The sequence below is a fragment of the Kitasatospora sp. NPDC096128 genome, from assembly GCF_040303105.1.
Taxonomy (GTDB): domain Bacteria; phylum Actinomycetota; class Actinomycetes; order Streptomycetales; family Streptomycetaceae; genus Kitasatospora.
The window spans coordinates 201,081-220,530 of sequence record NZ_JBEOSP010000007.1 but is presented as its reverse complement, the minus strand read 5'-3'; the positions used below and the strand labels follow the sequence as shown (position 1 = coordinate 220,530).

Here is a 19,450-nt window from a genome sequence, read left to right as displayed (position 1 = left end):
CGGGTGCGTTCCGCCCTTTCGAACGGTGGACGGGGTATCACCGGTGGAGCGGATTCCGGTGGCGGGGCGGAGCGGGTGGGCTTCCCCCGCCGACTGCCACCTGCCGGACCGGGTTCTAACCGGGCAGTTTCCAGGACTGGTTGGGGGAGCCCAGGCAGTCCCAGAGCTGGAGTCCGGTGCCGTCCGCGCTGCCGCCGCCCCGGGTGTCCAGGCAGCGCCCGGAGGCGGGGTTGAGGAGGGTGCCGTCCTCGCGCGGCTGCCAGCGTTGGGCGCCGGAGTCGTTGCAGTCGTAGAGCTGGACGGGGGTGCCGGCGGCGGTCCGGCCGTCGGTGACGTCCAGGCACTTGCCGTAGGCCCGCAGCGTGCCGTCCTGCCGGACGGACCAGTCCTGGGCGCCGGTGGAGTTGCAGTGGTAGAGCTGGACGGCGGTGCCGTCGGCGGTGGACGCGCCGGCGACGTCCACGCACTGCCCGGCGATGCCGGTCAGCCGGCCGCTCGGGCGCGGGGTGTGCCAGCGCTGCTCGGCGCCGCCCGAGCAGTCCCGGAGCAGCGGGTGGCTGTCGGCGGTGGTGAGGCAGCGGCCGGAGGCCGGGTGCAGCAGCGAGGCGTCCGGGCGCAGGCGCCACTCCTGGTCGGGGGCCCGGGTGCAGTCCCGTAGGCGGACGGGGGAGCCGTCGGCGGAGCCGGCCGGGGTGAGGCAGCCGTCCAGGAGGCCGATGCTGCCGTCCGAGCCGACGGTGGCGTCCTGGGCCGCCGTGCCCGCACAACTCGCGGACTGTACGGCCGCGTTGGGGTCGTCGACGGTGGCCCCGGCGTCCAGGCAGGAGCCGTCGGAGCCGGTGATCCGCCCGGACCAGGTGGAGACGGCGGGGGAGCCGGGCACGTCCACGGTGCCCCGGAGCCGGGGTGCGCGGGAGGAGGAGCCGACGGTGAGGCCGTACGGCCCGCCGGGGACGCCCCAGCCGTGGACGCCGTCGTCCCAGACGGCGAAGGCGGAGCGGTCCAGCCGCAGTTCCACGTGGGTCGAGCCGCCGGGCGCCAGGGTGACCTTGTCGAAGGCCTTGAGCTGCTGCGGCGGTTCGCCGGCCGCGGACGGGAAGGTCAGGTACAGCTGGGGCACCTCGCTGCCGGTCCGGGAGCCCCGGTTGCGCAGCTCGAAGCCGATCCGGACCCGGCCGGCCGGGTCGGGGCCGGTCACGGTGAGGCCGCTGTAGTCGAAGCTGGTGTACGAGAGGCCGTGGCCGAAGGGGAACAGCGGAGCGGTGCCGCTGGCGTCGTACCAGCGGTAGCCGGTGCCGAGGCGTTCGGTGTAGTGGTAGGCGCCGTCCGTGCCCGGGTACTGGGCGGCGTCCCGGATCGGGGTGGCATCGGCGGAGGTCGGGAAGGTGACGGGCAGCCGCCCGGCCGGGTCGACGTCGCCGAACAGCACGTCGGCGAGGGCGGCGCCGCTCTGCTCGCCCGGGTACCAGGCCTCGACCACGGCGGGCACCGCGTCCAGCCAGGGCATGGTGACCGGCCCGCCGGTGTCCAGCACCACCACCGTGCGGGGGTTGGCCCGGGCGACGGCCCGGATCAGCGCGTCGTCCGCGTCGCTGAGGTGCAGCGAGCCGCGGTCGGCGCCCTCGGTCTCCTCGTCGCCGACCACCACCACCGCGGCGTCCGCCCCCGCGGCCAGGGCGGCGGCCGCGTCGGCGTCGTCGCCGGGGTGGTAGCGGACCTCGGTGTTCGGGCCGACCCGGGCCGCGATGCCCTGGCGGGGCGTCACCGTGTGCTCGGCGTACGGGGTGACGTGGGAGGATCCGCCGCCGCCGGTGTAGGCGCGGTCCGCCCAGGGGCCGATCACCGCGACGGACTTCAGCCGGGCGGCGTCCAGCGGCAGCGCGGCCCGCTCGTTGCGCAGCAGAACCGTTCCGGCGGCGGCCGCGGTCCGGGCGTCGCGCGCGCCGGCGGCCGGGTCGGCCGGGAGCGCCTGGGCCCCGTCGAGCGCCCCCGTGCGCGCCATCAGCCGCAGCACCCGGCGGACCTGGTCGTCCAGCACGGCCGGGGCGAGCCGGCCGTCCGCCACGGCGGCGGGCAGGTCGGCGAAGTAGGTCGAACCGCCGAACTCCTGGTCCAGCCCGCCCGCCGCGGCATTGACGGCGGAGTGGGTGGCCGGGTAGTCGGAGCCGACCACCCCGTCGAAGCCCCAGCGGCCCTTCAGCACGTCGCGCAGCAGCGGGAAGTGCTCGCACGCCCAGATCCCGTTGACCGGGTTGTAGCCGCACATCGCCGACCAGGCCCGACCGTTCCGGACGGCCGCGCGGAAGGCGGGCAGTTCGATCTCGGCCAGCGTGCGCTCGTCCACCTCCGAGCTGTACGACTGGCGGTTGTCCTCCTGGTTGTTGGCCGCGAAGTGCTTGACCTGCGCCGCGACGTGCTGGGCCTGGATGCCGCGCACCTCGGCGGCGGCGAGCTGCCCGGCGAGGTGCGGGTCCTCGCCCAGCGTCTCGAAGTCCCGGCCGCCCTGGGGGATCCGCACGATGTTCACCATCGGCGCGTACAGCACCTGGTAGCCGCGCGCCCGGGCCTCCCTGCCCAGCACGTCGCCGTACCGCGCGGCCAGCGCCGGGTCGAAGGCGGCGGCCAGTGCGACGGGCGCGGGCAGCGCGGTCGCCGGCCGGCCGTCCCGGACGCCGGACGGGCCGTCGGACAGCAGCAGCGGCGGGATGCCGAGTCGGGGCACGCCCGCGACGTAGCCGACGGAGCTCACACCGGCCGGGGCGTCCTGGCCGCGCAGCAGGGTGACCTTCTCGTCGGTGGTGAGCTGGGCGAGCAGGCTCTCGATGCGCTGCTCCTGCGCGCCCGGGCCGTCCTGTGCGCGTTCGTCCGGGGCGGCCGCGGCACTGCCGGTGGTGACGGCGGCCAGGAGGCAGCCGCCGAGACCGAGCCGGAGGAGTCGGATCCGGAGGAGTCGCATCCGCGGGGGGAGCAGGGAGGGGCGTCGCATGGCAACCACCGTTCGACGGAGACGGATCCAGCCGGGCGGCCTGGTGAGATGACGATCGGTCAAAGTTACGTTGACCTGACGGTGGTTGGCAGGTGGCTCGACAGGGCGTGTCGTGTACGACGGGGGCGCACGCACCACTGCGGGCGACGATTCCGGGGAAATCACCCGTTCGGGCGCGGAGCGAAACCGGGCCCGTCGGCACCGGGCGACGGTCCCGGCCCCCGGGGACCGCCCGCCGGGTGCCGCGAGGGGGTGGGTAGATTCTCGATCATGAGAACGTCAACGGGGGACGGTCGGCCGGTGCGTGCGGCGCTCGACCGCCTGGGATCAGCGGACCCGACAGCGGAGCGCTCCCGCACACTCCTGGGCGGGGGGCTGGTCGCCGTCGCGGTCCTGCTCTTCGCCTGGATCCTGGTCCTCGGATCGGTCACCCGCGGACAGGCCGAGGTCAGGAACTGGTCCACGGTGTGGATCGGCATGGACGTCCTCCAGGTCGCCGGCCTGATCGCCACGGCCAGGCTGCTCGTCCGGCGCTCACGCCTGACCGCCCTGGCCGCCGCAGCGGCGGCCACCCTGCTCCTGCTCGACGCCTGGTTCGACGTGATGACCGCCGAGGGCGGCGGCGCCTGGTACACCGCCCTCGCGATGGCCTTCCTCGTCGAACTCCCGGCCGCTCTCGGCCTCGCCGCGCTCGCCCGGTCCGCCCTGGACTGGTGAGTCATGGGGCCGTCGGCCGCGGCCCGCGCGCAGCTGCCCGTCCCGTCATCATTGGAGATCCACATGCCCGTCGTCATCGCCACGATCAAGACCAAGCCCGGCCGTCGCGACGAAGTGCTGGCCGCCTTCGAGAAGCACACCCCGGCCATCCACGCCGAGGACGGCTGCGAGCTCTACGCCGTCCACGCGGGCCCCGACCGCGTCACTGTCGTCGAGAAGTGGGCCGACCAGGCCGCCCTGGACGCCCACAGCACCGGTGCTCCGCTGGCCGCCCTCGGCTCCGTCCTGGCCGACGCGCTCGCGGAGCCCGCCGATGTCGCCGTCCTGGACGCCTTCCCCGCCGGCGACCCGGCCAAGGGGCTCATCTGACGGTGTGCCCGCCCGTGCGCTCTGTGCGCTCTGTGCGCCTTGTGCGCCTTGTGCTCCCCGGCCGCCCGGCCGGGGAGCACAAGGGCCGGAGGACGGGCCGGTCGGACGGCTACCAGCTGAAGAGGCCGGGCAGCTCGGTGGCCGGCGGCAGCGGCGCGTCGGCCGGGAAGGGGCGGATCTGGACGAAGGCGTGCTCGAACTGGGAGTACGAGAAGCCGTCCAGTCCCGGCGCCACCACCAGGAGGTTGTCGCCCCGGCGCCAGATCCGGTACCGCCAGCGGTGGTCGAGGGCCGGGCGGCGCTCGTGGGTCACGTCGTGGTCGGGCGGCCCGAGGAGTGCGGTGAACCGGTCGACGACGGCCTCCACTTGGTCGTCCAGGGTGGCCGTGTCCGGGCCGGTGAGGCTCTGCCAGCCGGGGAGGTCGCCCCAGAAGTCCTCGCCCATCGGCCCGTCGGGGTGGACGTAGTACTCGTACGCGAACGGCATGAAGAGGCACTCGTCGCCGTACACGAAGTGGCCCGCGGGCGTGTAGGCCTTCTCGTTGAGCTCGCCCAGGTAGTCGCCGGTCGAGCGCCAGCCGGCGGCCTTCATCGCCTCCTCGCCGGCAGCGCCTTCCGTCCAGTCGAGGTCCGTCATCCCGGCGATCTGTGCGGCGAGTTCGGGGGTGACGGGGCAGGTCGCGAGGAGCCAGGGAGCGTCATCGTCCTCATCGTCCTCATCGTCCTCATCGTCCTCATCGTCCTCGTCGATCTCGAGGGGTTCGAGGGACTCGATGGGTTCGAGGGGTTCGTCGGACACTGGGTGGACTCCCGTTCTGGCTCGCGCTTCGAACGCTCACTCTAGGGGCCGCCCTCACCCTCCCGTCGTCCGCCCGGAGGGCGGCCGGAAGTCGACGGGCGCGTCGAAGGCCGCGCGTCGGGTGGTGCGGCGCAGGGCGCGCAGCAGGTGCGTGCCGAGGGTGAGGCACAGCACCACGGTGAGGGCGGCGCGCGGCAGGTCCCACCCCAGGGAGGTGGTGAGGCAGTAGGCGGCGAAGCGGACCAGGTTGGCGGAGAGCGGGTCGCCGGGATGGAAGGAGATCGAACCGGCCAGGCCGCCGATGTACGGCCAGCCCTGGAGGTTCATGATCGTGCCGTAGAGGACCGCGGAGAGCGCTCCGTACCCGGCCAGCAGCAGGAGTTCGCGCCGACCGCGCAGCGTGGCGGACCCAGGCAGCAGGCCCGCTCCGAGGCAGACCCAGCCCATCGCGAGCATCTGGAACGGCAGCCAGGGCCCGACCCCGCCGGTCAGCAGCGCGGAGGCGAACATCGACAGGGAACCCAGGACGAAGCCGAAGCCGGGGCCGAGCACCCGCCCCGACAGCACCATCAGGAAGAACATCGGCTCCAGGCCTGCCGTCCCCGCGCCCAGTGGACGCAGGGCCGCGCCCGCCGCCGCCAGCACCCCCAGCAGGGCGACGGACTTGGCGTCCAGCCCCGGCGCCCCGCCGCCCGCCGAACGGCCCTCGGAGATCTGGGCGATCAGCACGGCCAGCAGCAGCGGCAGCAGCAGCGCGAACAGCCACGGCGCGTCGGCCGAGTGGCCGACCAGGGCCGACTTGGTGGACGCGAGCAGCGGCCAGCCGAAGGCCGTCACGCCGACGGCGGAGACGAGCAGCAGGGCCGCGACGGATCGACGGCCGAGGGGGACGGGTCCACTGCTCATGCGCCCGCCTCGCTCCGCTCGGCAGGGGCATTCGCCCATGCGCACCTCTTGACGATGAGCTCGCTGCGCTCACTCATGCGCCCAGCGCCTCCGCGACCTGCTGGACGGTGAGCCACGGCCCGGGCGCGAGCACCTTGGCGACCTGCGGGGCGAAGGCCGGGGAGGAGACCACCACCTCCGCGGTCGGCCCGTCGGCGACGATCTCGCCCTCGGCCAGGATCAGGGTGCGGTGCGCCAGTTCGGCGGCCAGTTCGACGTCGTGGGTCGCCAGCAGGACGGCGTGGCCCTCGCCGGCCAGCCCGCGCAGGATTTCCACCAGCCGGGCCTTGGCGGCGTAGTCCAGGCCTCGGGTCGGCTCGTCGAGCAGCAGCAGCGGGGGCCGGGCGGTGAGGACGACGGCGAGGGCGAGGGTGAGCCGCTGGCCTTCGGAGAGGTCGCGGGGGTGGGCGGTGTCGGCGATGCCGGGCAGCAGGCGTTCGACCAGGGCGCGGCAGGTGCCGGCCGGGGCGCCCGCGTCGGTGTCGGCGGCGGCGCACTCGGCGGCGACGCTCTCGCCGTACAGCAGGTCGCGCGGGTCCTGGGGGACGAGGCCGACGTGGCGGATCAGTTCGGCGGGGCGGGTGCGGTGCGGGGTGCGGCCGCCGACGGTGACGGTGCCGGAGTCGGGGGCGTGCAGGCCGACCAGGCTGCCGAGCAGGGTGGACTTGCCGGCGCCGTTGCGGCCCATCAGGGCGGCGATCTCGCCGGGGCGCAGTGCCAGGTCGACCCCGCGCAGTGCTTGGACCGGGCCGCGCCGTACGGCCAGGCGGACGCAGGCGGCGATCGGAGCGCCGTCCGGAGCGGCGACGGCGGCGGGCACGCGCCCGTCCAGGTCGGCGCGCAGCGCGGCGGCCTTGCGCCGGGCGTCCCGGACGGAGAGCGGCAGCGGCTGCCAGCCGGCGAGCCGGCCGAGGCCGACCACCGGCGGGTGCACGGGGGAGTGCGCCATCACCTCGGCGGGTTCGCCCAGGACCGGGTCCGCGCCCGGGGTCAGCAGCAGCACCTGGTCGGCGTACTGGACCACCCGCTCCAGCCGGTGCTCGGCCATCAGCACGGTGGTGCCCAGGTCGTGCACCAGCCGCTGCAGCACGGCCAGCACCTCTTCGGCGGCGCCCGGGTCGAGCGCCGAGGTGGGTTCGTCCAGGACCAGCACGCGCGGGTGCACGGTGAGCACCGAGCCGATCGCGACGCGCTGTTGCTGTCCGCCGGAGAGCGAGCCCAGGGCGCGGTCGCGCAGGTCGGCGAGGCCGAGCAGGTCGAGGGTCTCCTCGACCCGGCGCCGCATGACGTCGCCCGGCAGGCCCAGCGACTCCATGCCGTAGGCGAGTTCGTCCTCGACGGTGTCGGTGACGAAGTGCGCCAGCGGATCCTGGCCCACTGTGCCGACCAGGTCGGCGAGTTCGCGCGGCCGGTGCTCGCGGGTGTCCCGGCCGCCGACGGTGACCCTGCCGTGCAGTACCCCGCCGGTGAAGTGCGGTACCAGGCCGCTGACCGTCCCCAGCAGGGTGGACTTGCCGGAGCCCGACGGGCCTACCAGCAGGCACAGTTCGCCCTCGGGCACGGTGAGGTCGACCCCCGCCAGCGCGGGGGCGGCGGAGTCCGTGTACCGGACGGAGACCTGCTCGAAGGTGATCACGATGCCCTCCGGGGCGGGGTCGGGGCGGCGAACGCCGGTACCAGGCCGAGGAGTACGGCCAGGACGGCGGCCAGCGGCAGCTCGGGGACGGTCGGCGGGACGACGGTGGGGGCGAAGGCGGCCGGATCCCGCGACGCGAGGTACGTGACCAGGGCGGCCGCGGCGATGCCGGAACCGGCGGTCAGCCACTCGGGGGCGGCCCAAGGGTCCGGCCGGTAACGGGATCTGACGGACCGTCGATTGCCGAGCAGCAGTCCGGCGAAGGCGGCGGCCAGGCCCAGCAGCAGCACCGGAAGTGCCCAGCCGCCGCCCCCGGCGGTCAACAGCCCGTAGGCGGCCAGGCAGACCCCGAGCAGCCCGGCCAGGGTGAGCGCGGCCGTCGCCCGGGCCAGTCGGCGCGGGGCGTCGGCGGTGCGGCCGAAGCCGCGGGTGTCCATCGCCGCCGCCAGGGCGATCGAGCGCTCCAGCGCGCCCTCCAGGACGGGGAGTCCGACACTCAGTACGGCCGCGACGCCCTTGTCCGTACGGCCCCGCAGGCGACGGGCGGCGCGCAGCCGGCGTACGTCGGCGACCAGGTTCGGTGCGAAGGTCATCGCCACCACCACGGCCACGCCCGCCTCGTAGAGCGCACCCGGCAGGGCGCGCAGCAGTCGGGCCGGGCTGGCCAGGGAGTTCGCGGCGCCGACGCAGACCAGCAGGGTGGCCAGGCGCAGCCCGTCGTACAGCGTCGCGAGCAGCCCTTCCAGCGTGACCCGCCCGCCGATCCGCACGCCTTGCGCCCAGGCGGGGAGCGGGACTTCGGGCAGGGTGAACAGCAGGTGGGTGCCGGGGACCGGCGAGCCGAGCAGTATCGCGAAGACCAGCCGGATGCCGAGTACGACCAGCCCGAGGCGCAGGAACGCCCCGTACGAACGCGACCAGGGGGCGTCGCCGCGTCGTGCCGCGACCACGTACCCGACGGTCGCGGCGATCAGCAGCAGGACCACCGGGTTGGTGGTCCGGGTCGCCGCCGCGCCCAGCCCGAGTGCCCACAACCACCAGGCCCCGGGGTGCAGTTGGCGAGGGCCGACGGGCGGGCGGGTGCTGCGGGCGGGGCTGCTCACGGATCTGTTCTGTCCTGGGGAGGGGTGGGGGTGCCTAGGAGTGGCGGCGGCGCGCCTGCCAGACGGCGCCGCCGGCGAGGACGGCGACCAGCGCACCCCCGGCGACCAGGCCGAGGTCCGGGCCGCTGCCGTGCCCGGGTGCCGCGGCACCGCTGTCCGGCTGGGCGGCGCCGGCGGCCACCTGGTCGCCGCACCCCGCCTTCGGGTAGCCGGCGATGGCGCACAGCAGGCCGTTGGAGTCGTAGCGCAGCGGCGGGGCGACGGCGGCCAGCACCTCGGCCGAGGTGGCGCGCGGTGCGACGCTCGCGCAGGCCGTCCGCGGCTCCGGCGGCTGGGCAGCGGAAGCCCCGGCGTCCTCGGCCGTGCCGAAGTCCAGCAGCACGGCCACCCGCTTGCGGCCGTCCTGGGCGGGGGTGGCGGCACAGATCCCGTCGAACCCGGCCGCCGTCCGCGGCTTCGCGGCGTCCTGCCCGCCGTCCGGGCTGAGGGCGAACCGCCAGCCGTCCACCGCACCGTCCGGCGGCACGGCGACCGCGGGCCCCTGCTGCTGGTACGTCCACGCCCCGCCGTCGCCCCCGCGCCAGAACGACCAGTACCGGTACCCGGCGGCCTGCGCGGGCGCGGCGGCGGCCAGCAGCACCAGCACACCGAGCAGCGGGAGGAGCAGGGCGGCGGACGCCCGCCGCGTACGACGGCCGAGAGCGGGGCGGGCGCGCATCAGAGGTTGGGGTTGCGCTTGCGCTGGAGGCTGAGCAGGAGCCCGCCGCCGACGCCGACGAGGAGGCCGACGACGATCAGCCAGAACTGCCCGAAGCCGTCGCCCTTCTTCTTCGCCGGGGTGGCGGCCGGCGAGGCGGCGGCGGCCTTGGGGGCCGGGCCGAGGGCGGTGAGCTGGTCGGTGAGGGCGGCGTCGCCGCGGTGGGCGGCCTGGTCGACCAGCAGGAGGGTGGCGGTGGCGGCGGCGTCAGTGCCGTTCTTGGTCCAGGTGGCGCTCTGCCCCTCCAGCCAGTCGACCGCGTCGGTGGCCTGCTCGGGGTGGCCGCTCTGGGTGAGGGCGAGGGCGGCCCACGCGGTGGCGGTGTAGTCGGGCTTGGGCTCGGCGCCGGGGGTGGTGAGGGTGAGGTGTTCGCCGCCGGAGGCGAGCTGGGCGGCGAGGTAGGAGCTGACGGCCTCGCCCGCTTCGGCGTGCGGGACGGTCGCGGGCGCGGAGCCGTCGGCGCAGGCGAGGGCCTGGGGGGTGGCGTCGGCGCGCACCGAGGTGGCGACCGGCAGGTGGCCGCCGGCGGCGGCGAGGGCGGCCTGGGCGGTGGCGAGGGTGTTGGGGGTGAGGGTGCCGGCGGCCGGGTCCGGCTGGTAGGCGAAGGCGCCGCGCTGGTCGGCGGGGGCGGAGCAGCCGAGCTGGAAGCGGGCGAGGCCGTCGAAGGCGTTCTTCCCGGCGGCGCCCCCGGTGCCGGGCTTGGCGATGCTGGCCGGGTCGGTCCGGGCGGCGAACAGCGCGTTCACGACGAGGCCGGTGGAGTTGGCGTCGCCGGGGTTGCCGGGGTTGTAGGCCCAGCTGCCGTCCGCGTTCTGGTTGGTCTTGAGCCACTGCACGCCCTTGTCGACGGCGGGCTGGTGCCCGCCGAGGGCGATCAGGGCCTGGATTGCGACGGCGGTGGCGTTGCTGTCCTCGAACTTGGGGTCGCAGGCCGCGCCGGGGGCCCGGTAGGAGGGCCAGCCGCCGTCCTCGCACTGCTGCCCGGTGAGCCAGCCGACGGCGGAGTCGGCGGGGGTGATCTTGGCCGCCGTCAGTGCGGTGAGCGCCAGGGACTGCCGCCAGACGCCGTCGTACGTCGGGTCGCTCTTGCCGTACAGGCCGTCCGGGATGGTGGGCGGGGGGACGTCGGCGAGGGCCGGTCCGGCGGCGATGCCGGTGAGCAGCGCGGCGGACAGGGCGGCGGCGCCCAGGCGGGCGGCGGTCAGCATGGTGCGGGTGTGCCTTTCGGTGAGCGGTGGTGGCCCGGGCGGGGCCGTTCCGTAGTCCTCGACGGGTGCCGGGCGCGCGGGGCCCGGCTCGCCGCTCGTTCCCTCCCCGGGTGCCCCGGCTCGTCCGGCGCGCGGGGGCGCGGCCGGGCTCACGGTTGCGGGTCAGCGCCGGATTCGCACCGGCTTTCCCCGGGGGAGGAGCGGGATGGAGTTGTGCTGCCCGTCGACTCTAACCGCCCGTCGACCCCGACCGCCGGGCCGTGTGCCGCAGGGTGGGCGGAGCGGGGCGGGCGGAGCAGGAACAGGTTCCAGTACCGGGGGTCCGGTCAGGGCAGGGTGAGCAGCCGCGCCGCGGTGTGCAGGTCGGCCCGGACCTCGGCGATCGAGGCGCGCCCGGAGAGCCAGGCGACCAGGGCCGAGTGCCAGGTGTGCTCGATCACCCGGACGGCCGCGCGCTGGCTCTCGCTGGGCGGGCCGGACTGCCCGATGGCGTCCAGGATGAGCTGTCCGGTGGCGGCGCTGACCTGGTCCACCTCGGTGCCGACCGAGCGGTCCGCGAAGCTGAGCGCCCGGACCATCGCCTCGGCCAGCAGCGGCTCGCGCTGGAGCGCGTGGAACGCCCGGGTGAGGGCGTCGGCGACCCGCAGGGCCGGCTCCGGGTCGGTCGGCGGGTGCCGCCGGATGTGCTCCTGGAGCCCCTGGAGCTGCTCCAGCATGACCGCGACCAGCAGGTGGACCTTGGACGGGAAGTACCGGTACAGCGTGCCGAGGGCGACCTGCGCGCTCTCCGCGACCTCCCGCATCTGCACCGCCTCGTACCCGCCGCGGGCGGCCAGCGCGGTGGCGGCGCGCAGGATCCGGCGCCGCCGCTCGGCCTGGCGCGCGGACAGCGGCGGCTCGCCCTGGGCGGGCGCGGCGGGGCTCACGGGGGTGGTCGGCGACGGCAAGGGTGCTCCCGGGGGCGCGTGGGTGGCGGCGTGCTCCAGAAAGGTCGACCCGAAGTCGACCCGCGTTCGGTCGGGCCCGGCGTGGCGGGAATCACCAGCCCTGGCTCCTGAGCGAAAGCTACGGGCCGGTATCTTCGAGGTCTCTCATTGTTCACACGGTCGATGATGAGTTCCACAGCCACTGAAACCTGATCTACTTTAGCGACCGGTGCCGTCCTTGGGCGCCGCTCGCACCGATAGCAGCCAGAGATGAGGGCCGAGGATGACCGCGCAGCCGCTGCGGATTGCCCTGCTGTCATACCGCGGGGACCCGTTCTGCGGCGGTCAGGGCGTGTACGTCCGGCACCTCTCCCGTGAGCTGGCCCGGCTCGGCCACCACGTGGACGTGATCGGCGCCCAGCCCTACCCCGTGCTGGACGAGGTCGACGGCCCCGGCTCGGTCCGGCTGGTCGAGCTGCCCAGCCTGGACCTCTACCGCGCCGACGACCCCTTCCGCACCCCCGCCCGCGGCGAGTTCCGCGGCCCGGTGGACGTGCTGGAGTTCGCCACCATGCGCACCGGCGGCTTCCCCGAGCCGCTCACCTTCTCGCTGCGCGCCCGGCAGTACCTGGCCCGGCACAAGGGCCGCTACGACGTGGTGCACGACAACCAGACCCTCGGCTACGGCCTGCTGGGCCTGGCCCGGCACGGCTTCCCGCTGGTCACCACGATCCATCACCCGATCACCGTGGACCGGCAGTTGGAGCTGGACGCGGCCACCACCCGGGGCAAGCGGCTGTCGCTGCGCCGCTGGTACGCCTTCACCCGGATGCAGCGCCGGGTCGCGGCCCGGCTGGACCACGTGATCACCGTCTCCGGCACCTCGCAGCGCGAGATCGCCGAGCACCTGGGGGCCGCCCCCGGCGCCGTCTCGGTGGTGCCGATCGGCGCCGACACCCGGCTCTGGTCGCCCTCGGCGGAAGTCGGGCGGGTCCCGGGCCGGATCGTCACCACCTCCAGCGCGGACGTGCCGCTCAAGGGCCTGGTGTTCCTGGTCGAGGCGCTGGCCAAGGTCCGCACCGAGCGGGACGCCCACCTGGTGGTGGTCGGCAAGCCGCAGAAGGAGGACGGGCCGGTCGCCGAGGCGGTGCGCCGCTTCGGACTCGCGGAGCACATCGAGTTCCGCACCGGGCTGAGCGACCGCGAGCTCGTCGACCTGTACCGCTCGGCCGAGGTGGCCTGCGTCCCGTCGCTCTACGAGGGCTTCTCGCTGCCCGCCGCCGAGGCGATGGCCACCGGCACCCCGCTGGTGGCCACCACCGGCGGGGCGATCCCCGAGGTGGCCGGTCCGGACGGCGGGACCTGCCTGGCCGTGCCGCCGGGAGACGCGGGCGCGCTGGCCGGCGCCCTCGGCCGGCTGCTGGACGACCCGGAGCTGCGCGCCGAGCTCGGCGCGGCCGGCCGGGAGCGGGTGCTGGCCCGGTTCACCTGGGAGCGGGCCGCCGAGCTGACCGCCGACGCGTACCGCGCGGCGATCGCGACCGGCGTCGGCGCCCGGGCCCGCTCCGGGCCGGGCTGGCGGTACGTGCCCTGAGCGGCACGCTCGTGAGCGACCCGCTCCGGGCGATCGATGCGAGGTGCCTGGCGAAGCGTCAGGAGTGCTTGGTAGCAATAGGAATGGGAGCCCTGCAGTGCTGACCGTCGATTTCTCGCGCTTCCCGCTCGCCCCCGGCGACCGGGTGCTCGACCTGGGTTGCGGCGGGGGCCGGCACGCGTTCGAGTGCTACCGCCGCGGCGCCAACGTGATCGCCCTCGACCAGAACGCCGAGGAGATCGCCGAGGTCCAGAAGTGGTTCGCCGCGATGGAGCTGGCCGGCGAGGCCCCCGAGGGCGCGTCGGCGGTCGCGATGGAGGGCAACGCGCTGGCGCTGCCGTTCGAGGACGACTACTTCGACAAGATCATCATCTCCGAGGTGATGGAGCACATACCTGATGACAAGGGCGTGCTCAACGAGATGTTCCGGGTCCTCAAGCCGGGCGGCCTGCTCGCCGTCACCGTGCCGCGCTGGCTGCCGGAGAAGATCTGCTGGGCGCTGTCCGACGAGTACCACGAGGTCGAGGGCGGCCACATCCGGATCTACCGGGGCGACGAACTGCTCGGCAAGCTCAAGGACGCCGGCCTGGAACCGTACGGCACCCACCACGCGCACGCGCTGCACTCGCCGTACTGGTGGATCAAGTGCGCGGTCGGCGTGGACAACGACAAGGCGCTGCCGGTCAAGGCCTACCACCAGCTGCTGGTCTGGGACATCGTCGGCACCCCGGTGATCAGCTCGATCACCAAGGCCGCCGAGAAGGCGCTCAACCCGCTCATCGGCAAGAGCTTCGTCGCCTACGCCTCGAAGCCGCGGCGGGCGGGCGCATGACCGCCGCCGTCCCCGAGGTGCTGCTGCTCGACGGGGTGCTGGACGCCGAGCAGGCTGCCGACACCGTGCGCAGCATCCTCGCCGAGCAGCGCCCCGACGGCGCCATCCCCTGGTTCGCCGGCCACCACCTCGACCCGTGGGACCACACCGAGGCCGCGATGGCCCTCGACACCGCCGGCGAGCACGCCGCCGCCGAGGCCGCCTACCGCTGGCTCGCCGCCGCCCAGAACCCGGACGGCTCCTGGTACGCCGCGTACACCGACGGCGCGGTCACCGACCGGGCCAAGGAGAGCAACTTCTGCGCGTACATCGCGGTCGGGGTCTGGCACCACCACCTCAGCACCGGCGACGACGCCTTCCTGGAGTGGATCTGGCCGGTGGTCCGGCGGGCGCTGGACTTCATCGTCGGCCTGCGGCTGCCCGGCGGCCCGATCGCCTGGCGGGTCGGCGAGGACGGCGCCGCCACCGAGGAGGCGCTGCTGACCGGCTCGTCCAGCATCCTGCACGCGCTGCGCTGCGGCCTGGCCGTCGCCGACTACCTGGAGGAGCCGCAGCCCGACTGGGAGCTCGCGGCCGGCCGGCTGCGGCACGCCATCGCCCACCACCCCGAGCGGTTCCTCGACAAGGACCGCTACTCGATGGACTGGTACTACCCGGTGCTCGGCACCGGCCTGCGCGGCGACGCGGCGGTGGCGCGGATCGAGCGGGACTGGGAGCGCTTCGTCGTCCCCGGCCTCGGCGTGCGCTGCGTCAGCGACCGCCCGTGGGTGACCGGCGGCGAGAGCGCCGAACTGGCGCTCGCGCTCTGGGCGGTCGGCCAGTCCGACCGCGCGGTGGACATCCTGCGCTGGATCCAGCGGCACCTGCGGCACGAGGACGGCTCGTACTGGACCGGGTACGTCTTCGAGGACGACGCGATCTGGCCCGAGGAGCGCACCACCTGGACGGCCGGGGCGCTGCTGCTCGCGGTCGCCGCGCTCGGCGGGGACCCGGCGACCGTCGCGGTCTTCGGCGGGGACCAGCTGCCCGCCGGCCTGGTGGTCCAGGACTGCTGCTGACGCACCCCGAGGACGGCGAAGGGGGCGGGACCGGTGATCCGGTCCCGCCCCCTTCCGTGTGCCCGTCGGGTTGTCCGTCGGGTTGTCCGTCGGACGGCGTCAGCCGCGCTGGATGCCCGCGGTGTCGGCCAGCACGCCCTGGGTGCCGTCCGGCAGCTGGGCGACCAGGGCCGCGCCGCGCTGCTCGACGGCCAGGTACCAGGTGCCCGGCACGACCTCGCCGACCGGGGCGCCGACCGGGTTGTCCTTCGGGGCCAGCTGGCGCGGGGCCGGGACGGCGAACCAGAACGGCTGGAAGTCCGCCGCCGGCGGGGCCGGCTGCTGGGCGGCCGGGGCCGGCTGCGGGGTCGGCTGCGGAGCCGGCACGCCGGCGTCCTGCGGCTGCACCGGCTGGCCCGGCTGCGGCTGGCCGGCGGCCGGGTAGCCGTAGCCACCGGGGGCCGGCTGGGCGCCGAAGGCCGGGTCGTGGGCCTGGCCCGGGTAGCCGTACTGGCCGGGGCCGGGCTGACCCGGCATCGGGTAGCCGCCCTGGTACGGGACGGCCGGGCGGTCGTTGACCAGCGGGGCCTTCAGCGCCGGCACCAGCGGTGCCGCCGCGGCCGCACCGGCCAGCACGATCAGCGAGATGAGGCCGAGCCAGGCGCCGAAGCCGTGGCTGAGCGCAGTGGCCGACGGGCCGCCGCCCAGCGCCCAGAGCGAGGTCCAGAGCGCCGCGACGGCGAACGCGATGCCCCACTGGTCCAGCCGCAGGCCGAGCACCTGGCGGTTGGCGGCAGCGGGGCCCTGGAAGCGCTGCAGCAGGATCAGGACGGCGGCGGCGATCCCCAGGAGGTAGATCGACGGCAGGATGGGGAACAGGTCGGTGCTCCACGCGTTCTGCGAGGTGGCCCCGCAGTACCGGCCGCTGCAGTCCACGGTCCAGTAGGGCAGGAAGGAGGCGATGAACAGCAGGACGGCCGCGCCTGCGACGGCGGCGTCTCCCCTGGTGAGCGCTCGCAGATTCACTTACGTTCCCCTCGTTGACGTGTCGTGGACGGTGCTTCGTGCGGTCGGTCCGACCGGCCGAAACTCCCGAACGGACCAGAAGCCTAGGGCCAACCGTCCCGCCGGTGCACGGCGGGACCGGCAATGGGTCGAAGTCGTTGCAAACCGTGCGGGCGCGGTGGGGTGTCGTCCACCGGGGCCGCCCGCCCCAACTCCCTTGCCGGGCAAGCTCAGCGAGTGGTCAGGTAGGCGGCCAGCGCGTCGGCGATCCCCTGGGCGGCCTGCTGCCGCCACTGAGGGTCCGTCATCCGTCGGGCGTCCGCGGAGTTGCGCATGTTACCGCACTCGATGAACACCTTGGGAACCGCGGAGAGGTTGAGGCCGCCCAGGTCGGAGCGGGTGTCCAGGCCGTCGGTCCCGATGTAGTCGGCGAACGGCTCACCGGTCGCGGCGTGGAAGCGTTCGCGCAGCAGCAGGCCCAGGCGGTGCGAGGGCGCGATGATCGCGGAGTTGTCCGCCTTGCCGGCGACCACCTTGGCGGGCATGATCACGTGGAAGCCGCTGCCGCTCGCCGGGGCGCCGTCGCCGTGCACCGACAACGCGACGTCCGCGTGGGCGTCGGCGCCCGCCCTGGCCCGCTCGTCGACGCAGGGGCCCCACGGACGGTCGCCGTCCTGCACCAGCACCACCTTGGCGCCCCGGGCGGTCAGCAGGGCGCGGGCCCGGCGGGTGACGTCCAGGGTGTAGTCGGCCTCGGTGTAACCCGCGTCGGTCTCGGTGCCGGTGGTGTCGCACTCCTTGTGGCCGTTGCCGACGTCCACCTGGCGGTTGATCTCGGTGGGGTGGGAGAAGTTGCCGGGGTTGTGGCCGGGGTCGAGCACGATGGTGCGGCCGGCGAGGTCACCGGGGCCGGGTGCCGGGCCCTCCGGCGTGGCGGTGGGCGTCGGGGTGCCGGCCGGAGCGCTCGTCGGCGAGTCGGTCGGTGTGCCGGTCGGTGTGCCGGGTGGTGTGCCGGGTGGTGCGGCGCTGGTCGGCGGGGCCGCCGGGGTGGCCTGGCCCGGGTCGCCGGACGCGACGGCGGCGGGCGGTGCGGAGGCCGCAGCGCCGGCCGGGCCGGAGTCGTCCAGGGCCCGCCAGCCCAGCCAGCCTGCCGTGCAGAGCGGAACGGCCACGGCCACCGCGGTGGCGGTGCGCAGCAGGGCGGAACGGCGGTGGGCGGGGGAGGTCGGGCCGGTCACGGTCGGTTCAGATCCTGTCCGAGGTGGGCGTGTTGAGGCCGTAGGCGTCCGCGATCGGCTTCCACTTGGTCAGGAAGTCGGACTTCGCCTGGGTCGCCTGGGGGTTGAGCTCGTCCGCGTGCTTCTTGTCCGGCGTGCTCGGCGCGGTGCCGGAGCAGCCCTGCTTGGCCACGGCGCGCGCCCAGCTCGCGTACGCCTTGTCGATGTCGGCGGACAACTGCCACGCGGACTTCAGCGAGTTCACCGCGTCCGCGCCGCCCGGAACGTCCGTGACGCTCAGCTTGGCGAGCTTGCCCAGCAGCCCCTGGCGCTGGGTGGCGCCGCTGTCGAAGACCTGCGCCGCGCTTTCGATGTCGGCCTTCGACGGGCAACTGCTCACCTTGGCGACCGCGTTGCCGATCTGGGTCCGGGCGTTCCCGCCCTCGGTGAGCAGCCCGTCCAGCGCCTGTGCCTGTGCCTTGGCGTTCGGGCCGGTGGTGGTCGCGGTCGGGGAGGGGGTGTCGCCGGGCGTGGCCGCGCTGCTCGGGGCGGCGTCGGTGCCGGTGGGCGCCGGGGCGGGCTGGGGGTTGCCGGAGCCGGCCGTGCCGGCGGTCGACGGGGCGGGCGCGGCCTGGTCGCTCTTGCCGCCGCCCTGGGCCGCGTACAGCAGGCCGCCGCCGACGGCCAGCACCAGCAGCACCGCGAAGCCGATCAGCAGCGGGGCCTTGCGGTTGTTCGGGCGGTCCTCGTCGTCCTCGTGGTCCTGGTCGCCGAGCGGGAGGGCGGTCGGCTGGGCCGGGTAGGGCTGGGCGCCGTGCGGGGCCTGGGGATACGGGGGCTGGGAGTACGGGGGCGGCGGGTACCCGTACCCGGCCTGCGGGTCCGGCGCCTGCTGGTACGGGCCGGCCGGGGGCGGCGGCGGGTAGACGTACCCGGGGCCGGGGAGCGGCCCGCCCTGGGGGCCGCTCTGCGGGCCGCGGTCCTGCGGGGCGGCGTGCGAGGGGAAGGGGGTCGCCGCGGGCGGGGCGCCCGGGGGCTGCGGGCCGATCCGGGGGAGGGCGGCGGTGGGTGCCCCGGGCCCGGGGTCCGGCCGGGGTGCGGGGGCGGGCTGGGGCGCGGCGCCCGGCCGGGGTGCGGGGGCCGGTCCCGACATGTCCGGCGGCGGACCGAAGCCCGGGGCGGTGGACAGGTACGGGCGGCCGCCCAGTGGCGGGCCCTGGTCGCCGACCGCGCCCGCGCCGGGGGGCGCGGGTGGTGCGGCGGGGGCGGATTCGGTGTCCGGGCGCTGCGGATTGCGGACCCAGCCGCCCGCGCCGCCGCGCGCGGTCGGGTCCCAGACCGCCGGAGCGGTGTTGTGCTGGTCCGTCATGTGCCGCTAGCCCCCACCGTCCGCCGATGCTCTGCCTGGTGCTGCCGCCCGTGCCGCAGCTGCCTGGTGCTGCGCGGACACCGTACCGTTCGAACCCCCGCCCGACAGCCCCGGCACGACGTTAGAGCATCGGGGCGCGGCTGTGGGGGTGATCCCGCGGGGTGGACGGGGGCGGTGGGCGCAGAGGGGACGGCCGGGCTGCGCGGGGCGGGCGTCAGGCGGCGGCCCGGCGCAGGACGCGCAGCGAGCCGGTCACCGAGACCTCCTCGAAGCCCTCGGCCAGCGCCCGCAGGTACACCCGGTAGGGCGCCTGGCCGCCGTCCGCCGGGTCCGGGAACACGTCGTGGACGACCAGCAGGCCGTCCGGGGCCAGGTGCGGCGCCCAGCCCTCGTAGTCGCCGGTGGCGTGCTCGTCGGTGTGCCCGCCGTCGATGAAGACCAGCGCCAGCGGGCGTCCCCACAGCGCGGCGATCTGCGGCGAGCGGCCGACCAGCGCGACCACGTGCTCCTCCAGACCCGCGGCGTGCAGGGTGCGGCGGAACCGGGGGAGGGTGTCCATCCGCCCGACCTCCGGGTCCACCAGGGTCGGGTCGTGGTACTCCCAGCCCGGCTGCTGCTCCTCCGAGCCGCGGTGGTGGTCCACGGTCAGCGCGACCGTCCCGGCCTCCCGGGCCGCGGCGGCCAGCAGGACCGCCGAGCGGCCGCAGTAGGTGCCGATCTCCAGCACCGGCAGCCCGGTGCGCCGGGCCGCCGCCACCGCCGCCGCGTACAGCGCGAGGCCCTCGTCCACCGGCATGAACCCGGTGGCCGCCTCGAACGCCGCCAGCACCTCCGGCGCCGGGCGGGCGCCCTCCAGCAGGTCGGACATGGGGGTGCTCCTAGGGTTCGGGCGGCGGACGGACGTGCTCGGACCCTACTCGACGGTAGCGGGGCGGCTGCCGGGAGGTCGG

Annotated in this window: 17 protein-coding genes; 5 read left to right on the top strand and 12 right to left on the bottom strand. The window is 75.5% G+C overall.

Annotated elements, in window-relative coordinates:
• Positions 1–115: 115 nt before the first annotated feature.
• Complete coding sequence (locus ABTY61_RS11105) at positions 116–2,986, bottom strand: glycoside hydrolase family 3 C-terminal domain-containing protein (RefSeq protein ID WP_350504670.1); 2,871 nt, start codon at positions 2,984–2,986, stop codon at positions 116–118.
• A 270-nt stretch (positions 2,987–3,256) separates the two neighbouring features.
• Here ABTY61_RS11105 and ABTY61_RS11100 point away from each other — a divergent pair, with 270 nt between their 5' ends.
• Positions 3,257–3,703 (top strand): hypothetical protein, encoded by a 447-nt coding sequence (locus ABTY61_RS11100; RefSeq protein ID WP_350504669.1) that lies wholly within the window; start codon positions 3,257–3,259, stop codon positions 3,701–3,703.
• 63 nt (positions 3,704–3,766) lie between these two features.
• Entirely contained in the window at positions 3,767–4,072 is a 306-nt protein-coding gene (locus ABTY61_RS11095; RefSeq protein WP_350504668.1) for a putative quinol monooxygenase, read from the top strand.
• 109 nt (positions 4,073–4,181) lie between these two features.
• On the opposite strand, the gene ABTY61_RS11090 is transcribed toward ABTY61_RS11095, so the two are convergent.
• From ABTY61_RS11090 to ABTY61_RS11060, 7 genes are all read right to left on the bottom strand, one after another.
• Positions 4,182–4,871 (bottom strand): hypothetical protein, encoded by a 690-nt coding sequence (locus ABTY61_RS11090; RefSeq protein WP_350504667.1) that lies wholly within the window; start codon positions 4,869–4,871, stop codon positions 4,182–4,184.
• Between the two features lie 54 nt (positions 4,872–4,925).
• Positions 4,926–5,777, bottom strand: coding sequence for an ECF transporter S component (locus ABTY61_RS11085; RefSeq protein ID WP_350504666.1), 852 nt, complete (start codon positions 5,775–5,777; stop codon positions 4,926–4,928).
• A 73-nt stretch (positions 5,778–5,850) separates the two neighbouring features.
• Positions 5,851–7,452, bottom strand: coding sequence for an ABC transporter ATP-binding protein (locus ABTY61_RS11080; protein ID WP_350504665.1), 1,602 nt, complete (start codon positions 7,450–7,452; stop codon positions 5,851–5,853).
• Positions 7,449–8,555: an energy-coupling factor transporter transmembrane component T gene (locus ABTY61_RS11075; protein ID WP_350504664.1), complete on the bottom strand. Its 1,107-nt coding sequence runs from the start codon at positions 8,553–8,555 to the stop codon at positions 7,449–7,451. Before ABTY61_RS11075 ends, ABTY61_RS11080 begins: the two co-directional genes overlap by 4 nt.
• 34 nt (positions 8,556–8,589) lie before the next feature.
• A complete protein-coding gene (locus ABTY61_RS11070) occupies positions 8,590–9,273 on the bottom strand; it encodes an SCO2322 family protein (protein WP_350504663.1) in 684 nt (227 codons plus the stop codon).
• Positions 9,273–10,520: an SCO2321 family membrane protein gene (locus ABTY61_RS11065; protein ID WP_350504662.1), complete on the bottom strand. Its 1,248-nt coding sequence runs from the start codon at positions 10,518–10,520 to the stop codon at positions 9,273–9,275. The genes ABTY61_RS11070 and ABTY61_RS11065 overlap by 1 nt, the downstream gene beginning before the upstream one ends.
• Positions 10,521–10,846: 326 nt before the next feature.
• Positions 10,847–11,467, bottom strand: a complete 621-nt coding sequence (locus ABTY61_RS11060; protein ID WP_350504661.1) for a TetR family transcriptional regulator — start codon at positions 11,465–11,467, stop codon at positions 10,847–10,849.
• A gap of 262 nt (positions 11,468–11,729) precedes the next feature.
• Here ABTY61_RS11060 and ABTY61_RS11055 point away from each other — a divergent pair, with 262 nt between their 5' ends.
• From ABTY61_RS11055 to ABTY61_RS11045, 3 genes are all read left to right on the top strand, one after another.
• Complete coding sequence (locus tag ABTY61_RS11055) at positions 11,730–13,040, top strand: glycosyltransferase family 4 protein (protein ID WP_350504660.1); 1,311 nt, start codon at positions 11,730–11,732, stop codon at positions 13,038–13,040.
• Positions 13,041–13,137: 97 nt separating this feature from the next.
• Complete coding sequence (locus ABTY61_RS11050) at positions 13,138–13,872, top strand: class I SAM-dependent methyltransferase (RefSeq protein WP_350504659.1); 735 nt, start codon at positions 13,138–13,140, stop codon at positions 13,870–13,872.
• Positions 13,869–14,930, top strand: a complete 1,062-nt coding sequence (locus ABTY61_RS11045; protein WP_350504658.1) for a prenyltransferase — start codon at positions 13,869–13,871, stop codon at positions 14,928–14,930. The genes ABTY61_RS11050 and ABTY61_RS11045 overlap by 4 nt, the downstream gene beginning before the upstream one ends.
• Positions 14,931–15,029: 99 nt before the next feature.
• Here ABTY61_RS11045 and ABTY61_RS11040 read toward each other — a convergent pair whose 3' ends face one another.
• The 4 genes from ABTY61_RS11040 to ABTY61_RS11025 all read right to left on the bottom strand — a co-directional run bounded on the left by ABTY61_RS11040 (position 15,030) and on the right by ABTY61_RS11025 (position 19,368).
• Complete coding sequence (locus tag ABTY61_RS11040) at positions 15,030–15,935, bottom strand: hypothetical protein (RefSeq protein ID WP_350504657.1); 906 nt, start codon at positions 15,933–15,935, stop codon at positions 15,030–15,032.
• Positions 15,936–16,144: 209 nt separating this feature from the next.
• On the bottom strand, positions 16,145–17,152 hold the full coding sequence (locus tag ABTY61_RS11035; RefSeq protein WP_350504656.1) for an N-acetylmuramoyl-L-alanine amidase: 1,008 nt from the start codon (positions 17,150–17,152) through the stop codon (positions 16,145–16,147).
• 7 nt (positions 17,153–17,159) lie between these two features.
• Positions 17,160–18,500 carry a hypothetical protein gene (locus ABTY61_RS11030; RefSeq protein ID WP_350504655.1) on the bottom strand — a complete coding sequence of 447 codons (1,341 nt, stop codon included), beginning with the start codon at positions 18,498–18,500 and terminating at the stop codon, positions 17,160–17,162.
• Between the two features lie 214 nt (positions 18,501–18,714).
• Complete coding sequence (locus ABTY61_RS11025; RefSeq protein ID WP_350504654.1) at positions 18,715–19,368, bottom strand: class I SAM-dependent methyltransferase; 654 nt, start codon at positions 19,366–19,368, stop codon at positions 18,715–18,717.
• Positions 19,369–19,450 lie beyond the last annotated feature (82 nt).